Raw genomic sequence first — 316 nt, forward strand, 5'->3', positions numbered from 1 at the left:
CTCGAACCCGCGACCCCCGGCGTGACAGGCCGGTATTCTAACCAACTGAACTACCGCTCCGCAGCGGCTTACTCAACTACTTGGTCACTTCAACTGCATCTAGGTACTGCATACTGCTGCCAGCGAACTGGCGTCCCCTAGGGGATTCGAACCCCTGTACTCACCGTGAAAGGGTGATGTCCTAGGCCTCTAGACGAAGGGGACCTGAACAAACAGCAATCTTACTACCGTACTGCTTACTGGTGGAGGTAAGCGGGATCGAACCGCTGACCTCTTGCATGCCATGCAAGCGCTCTCCCAGCTGAGCTATACCCCC

2 tRNA genes are annotated in these 316 nt (G+C 56.6%); both read right to left on the reverse strand.

The window, feature by feature from the left end:
* Nucleotides 1-128: 128 nt before the first annotated feature.
* Nucleotides 129-204, reverse strand: a tRNA-Glu gene (locus tag JL37_RS24295).
* Between the two features lie 36 nt (nt 205-240).
* A tRNA-Ala gene (locus JL37_RS24300) sits at nt 241-316 on the reverse strand.

Origin of the sequence: Achromobacter sp. RTa, from assembly GCF_000757485.1 — a bacterium.
Classification (GTDB): Bacteria; Pseudomonadota; Gammaproteobacteria; order Burkholderiales; family Burkholderiaceae_B; genus Achromobacter.